This window comes from Synechococcales cyanobacterium T60_A2020_003, assembly GCA_015272205.1.
Classification (GTDB): Bacteria; Cyanobacteriota; Cyanobacteriia; order RECH01; family RECH01; genus JACYMB01.
The window spans coordinates 1-4,490 of the sequence record JACYMB010000293.1 but is presented as its reverse complement, the minus strand read 5'-3'; the positions used below and the strand labels follow the sequence as shown (position 1 = coordinate 4,490).

3 protein-coding genes are annotated in these 4,490 nt (G+C 53.2%); 2 read left to right on the top strand and 1 reads right to left on the bottom strand.

All coding sequences use genetic code 11. From position 1 onward, the window contains the following. Positions 1–383 (top strand): prephenate dehydrogenase/arogenate dehydrogenase family protein (locus IGR76_14450; GenBank protein ID MBF2079678.1); only part of this gene is annotated, 383 nt, incomplete at its 5' end. On the opposite strand, the gene IGR76_14445 is transcribed toward IGR76_14450, so the two are convergent. Beyond that, the gene (locus tag IGR76_14445) at positions 368–940 is read right to left on the bottom strand and encodes a peroxiredoxin (protein MBF2079677.1); all 573 of its coding nucleotides are present in this window, start codon (positions 938–940) and stop codon (positions 368–370) included. The two genes, IGR76_14450 and IGR76_14445, sit on opposite strands and share 16 nt — an antisense overlap. A gap of 494 nt (positions 941–1,434) precedes the next feature. On the opposite strand from IGR76_14445, the gene IGR76_14440 reads away from it, so the two are divergent. Continuing rightward, positions 1,435–4,248: a hypothetical protein gene (locus IGR76_14440; GenBank protein MBF2079676.1), complete on the top strand. Its 2,814-nt coding sequence runs from the start codon at positions 1,435–1,437 to the stop codon at positions 4,246–4,248. Positions 4,249–4,490 lie beyond the last annotated feature (242 nt).

Genomic DNA, 4,490 nt, shown 5'->3' with positions numbered 1-4,490 from the left:
GTTCCCACCTTGTGACCTGTACTCCTGAAGCCCACGATCGCGCCGTTGCCTGGATTTCCCACTTACCCGTGATGGTCAGTGCGGGGCTGATCAATGCCTGTCTCCATGAAACCGATCCTGGAATTCTAGATCTCGCGCAACAGTTGGCTAGCTCCGGCTTTAAAGACACCAGCCGTGTTGGTGGGGGCGTGCCTGAACTGGGGGTGCTCATGGCGAAATATAACCAAGCAGAAGTGGTGCGATCGCTCCACCAGTATCGAGATCAGATTGACTCCCTCATCACCATGATTGAATCTTCCAACTGGCAGGCGCTAACCACCTATCTGCACCAGGCACAGCACGTCCGCCCAACATTCCTGAACTCAGATCAAACGCCTTGCTGAGCCTCGGCCTGCAATTCATCCAGCCTTGCCAACACTTCCTGGCTATGGATCGCCGGTCGGACACCGAGAAATCTTTCTTGCAAAATGCCATCCGGGTCAACGATATAGGTGTGACGCAGTGAGGAATAGCCAAGCCAAGACCCGTAGGCTTTGCTGACGGTTCCATCCACATCGGCTAATAATGGAAACCGGAGTCCTTCCGAGTCGCAAAACTCAGCATGGGAATCCACGTCATCCACACTAATCCCCAAGATCTGAGTGTTTCGGGCTTGGTATTCAGCCAAATCTCGCTGGAAGCGCTGAGCCTCTAAGGTGCAGCCTGGGGTGAAATCCTTGGGATAGAAATACACCACAACCCACTGTCCCCGGTAGTCTTGCAACGAGATTTCGCCATCGCCGCTGTTGCTGGGTAGGGTAAAGTCGGGGGCAGGTGCATAAAGTGGAGGCTGTTCTCCGCCCAATGCCCATGCTTGTGGCGCACTGATACCCATCACAAGGGCGATCGCCACCATCCACCCTCCAATCCACGTTAAAACTGTTCGTCGAGAAACCACCATTTCTGTCGTCCTACCGTGCGGAATTAACGTTCGTCCCAACCCAATCGCAGTCGGGACTTAATACTTAATATAAGTTTACAAACATTCATCCCGTCCACGGCAAGGAATTACCGCCGTGCCTAGCGGCAGCCCCCAGAAATATCAATTTTTATGTCGTCTGCTCTGGAGGCACGGCTGGCAAGCATCCAAACCGCTTAGCATAAAGTTTTCCGTTAAGATAGCCAAATTTTTTCCGGTTTTTGATTCTCATGATTGTCAGGATATAGGTGTAATGGGCAGTCAACTATAGTAAGATTTCGGGTGAAATTTTGGGCATCCTAAACCTATAGGTGTGCTCAGCGTAGTCGCTATTGATTTATGAGTAGAACTGAATTTGTGAACTCAAGTACTATTTAGGCAAGGAACCGCTCAGGTCAAGGAAGCCTTTCCTGGTAGACGTTGGGATCCTACCTTCGCCACTGTTGGTGTGTTGCCCTTTCGTTTGGAATTTTGCTGTGACCCCTCAAGCCACTCACATTCAAACTCTGATTGATGAAATCGACGCGGTGTTGAGCAAAACCAACACTCGCCTGCCGTGGGTCATGTCCGGCGAGGCAGTGCAACAGCGTCGTGTTCTTGAGCAAACGCGTCAATACCTGGCTACCCTGCAAAGCCAAGCGACGGCGGAACGTGAAACGACGCAACAGCTATCGGCAGTATCAAGTCAGGTGGCCGAAGAGTCTGCCCAACAGGTCTTGCAAGCGGTGTTGCAAGAAATGGGATACCTGCGATCGCACATTGTGCAGCCGATTCGGGCTGATATTGAGCGTCTGCATCAAGAACGAGAAGCCCTGACGGCTGAAATTCAGCAACTGCAAGCCCAGCGCCAGCAAGCTCTACCGCCCCAAAGTGGTCAGCAGCAGATCATCGAAGACTTCATGCGATCGCTCATGAATCGGGTACAGGAACAGCTTACGATGCAAATTTCCCAAACCGTAGCGAACCTGAGTGCCTCCAACGCTGCCGTTCTCCCAGGGGGAACCCTAGGGGCACTGCCTCAAGCGGGAGACCTGACGGCTTTAACGCCGGAGCAGCGAGTCGCGCAAGTCCAGAAAATACAGGCGCAGTCTGATCAACTATTGCTGAAGCTAGACTCGACCCTGCGAGTCATCTTTGAGTCGCTGCAAACCAGTATGCAAGGCTATCAAGAGTCGCTGGGGCAGGGACTTGAGAAAATGCATAGCCTCGGTCAACAAGGGGAGGCTATGTTTGCTGCGTTGGTGAATCGCCTCGCGCAACAGTTGGGACGAGAAGCGTCTTCCTATCTCCAGTCGTCGTTCCAGACCGGGGAATGGGAACCCATTGCCACCTCCCAGCTTCCCAATTCAGCTTCCCAATTGTCTGATACGGCGTCATTCCGGGCTCTGAAGACCATTGACGAGGTTTCGGATGGGCCGATCGATAAGATTTTAGAGGAACTCAAGGCCGACGGGATTTCGCTAGACGATGAGCCATCCGCGATCGCTGCCAGTCGTGAGTCAGAAACGGTGGAGCCATCGGAAACTCCGGTATCGGCGAAGTCCCAGCCTGAACCCTCTCCAGCCGCGATCGCCAAAGATGATGAAGAACCGTTCCCCTTGGAACCGATTGCCGAGTGGGAAGCATCAGATGAATGGGCCGATTCTGGGTGGTCGCCCGATGCAGACTTGGATGCCTTGGATAATGCCTTTGACATTATGGATGGAGTATCGGAGACCGATCTGGCATCCGAACCTGCCTCTGATGCGGCAGCGCTAGAAGACGATGGTTTTTATGAGAGCTTATTTGGTGCAGAAAGTGAAGATGAGCTAGACACAGCTTCTAGTTTCTCTCCGTTGACAGAATCGGATGCATCGGAACCGATAGAACTGAACGGGAGGCCAGATGATCTCGATCTCTTTGGTGGCATTGTCGATCCAGCCGAGTCCTCGGAGGCAGCCGCAGATGATGAGCCGCGCCGTGATGAAACGCTCTCAGAATTGTCTACCCAAACCTTGGAAGGATTGCTGTTCCCAAGCACGGGGGCGCTGTTTGAGGATGGACAGTTTTCCAAAGCTAATGCTCAGTCTGAGATCGGCGATCGCGCCAATCTAGACGCTTACGCGGAAGAAGGAGATGCCTACACCGTTGCCCATCCCCAAGAAGACCTGCTCTCAGAGGATGTTCAAGAGCGACCCGCCGCAGATTTAACCCTTGATGACGGCATACTAGACCAATTGGCAACCGATCTCCAAGCGCTAGAACGCCAAGATGATTCCTACACCTTGGAAGGGTTTGGAGAGGCGATCGCTTCACCATCGGAGGACTCTGACTCTAGCTCAGCACAGCCAGAGGAATCCACACCGCCTACGCCAACAGGCACGGAAACAACATCACTCCAGAGCGTCGAAGCGCTGGAATTGGAACCACTGTCCAGTGACCCTCCCCCATCGCTCTTGGGTGAAACCGATACCCAGCCCACACTCGGCAATTTCTTTGGAGGCGAGGAGGAGTCCGCTGCTACCGCTGCCGCCCCAGCCGTGACCCCAGCCAGCCGTGGTGCTGAAGACGGATTGCAGGGGCTAGAGTCTATGGAACAGCATTCGCCATCGTCCGGCGATCGAAGCGAGACCGATACGCAACCCACCTTAGACACCTTCTTCAGTACTGATGCAACCGACTCAGCGTCTGCTTCATCCACTGAAGCCGTTAGCCCAATGCGTCCACCCTCCAGGAGTACAGACCCCTCGGTTGGGAACACATCGGCTGGGAACATCTTAAATTTAGCGGCTGACCTCAACTTGATTTGGGAATCGTTTGAGCCAGTACAACCCACGCCTGCTCCTGCCTCTGTTCCTGAAACGGCTGGGTTTGACGATGATGCAGGATTTACCGTCGATGATGCGTTTGGTGGGCTAGAAGACTCCAATGCAACCGACGCATCTGAGCCATCCTTCGTCGGATCGTTGTCTGATGCCGAGGAGTCCAGGGAAGGTCTTACCCTAGGAGATTTTGGAAGTAGCGTAGGAGAAGATAATTCATCCGAAGTTTCTGCTAGTCCCCAAGGCAACGAAGCTAACCCATCATCAACTATTGAGGAGGGTAAGCTCCCACCGCTTTCGCTTTCGCAGTCAGAACCCGACGCTATCCTGGGAGACTTCTTCAATGCCCTGGATAATGCAGGGACAACGTCAGCGCCAGAAACTGTCTTGGAGGAGCAGGATGTATTCTCGCTCGATAACGTGACGCTGGCGGATCTCTTTGAAGATTTACCTGACGAGCAGACGACCGGATCATCAAAAAAAAACTAGCATCGGTTTTCCAGTCTGAAACAGATCCAGTCCTTAAGGGAGGGGATGGCGAGGCGATCGCCCCCTTCCCCTCGCTGGGCAAACATCGTTGGTGTCTGGGATTAAGCCTAGGGGATAAAACCTTGTCTGCTGTTCTATTTCAGCCGTCCCAAGGTCGCCTCCATCCCATTTTCTGGCAGAGTATCAGCTCGACTTTATCCAATTGATCCAAAAAGGAAAGCAGCAAGCAGAATTCAGATGAG

Coding starts and splice junctions, on each gene's coding strand:
- IGR76_14445 (MBF2079677.1), bottom strand. CDS start 940: ATGGTGGTTTCTCGACGAACAGTTTTAACGTGGATTGGAGGGTGGATG.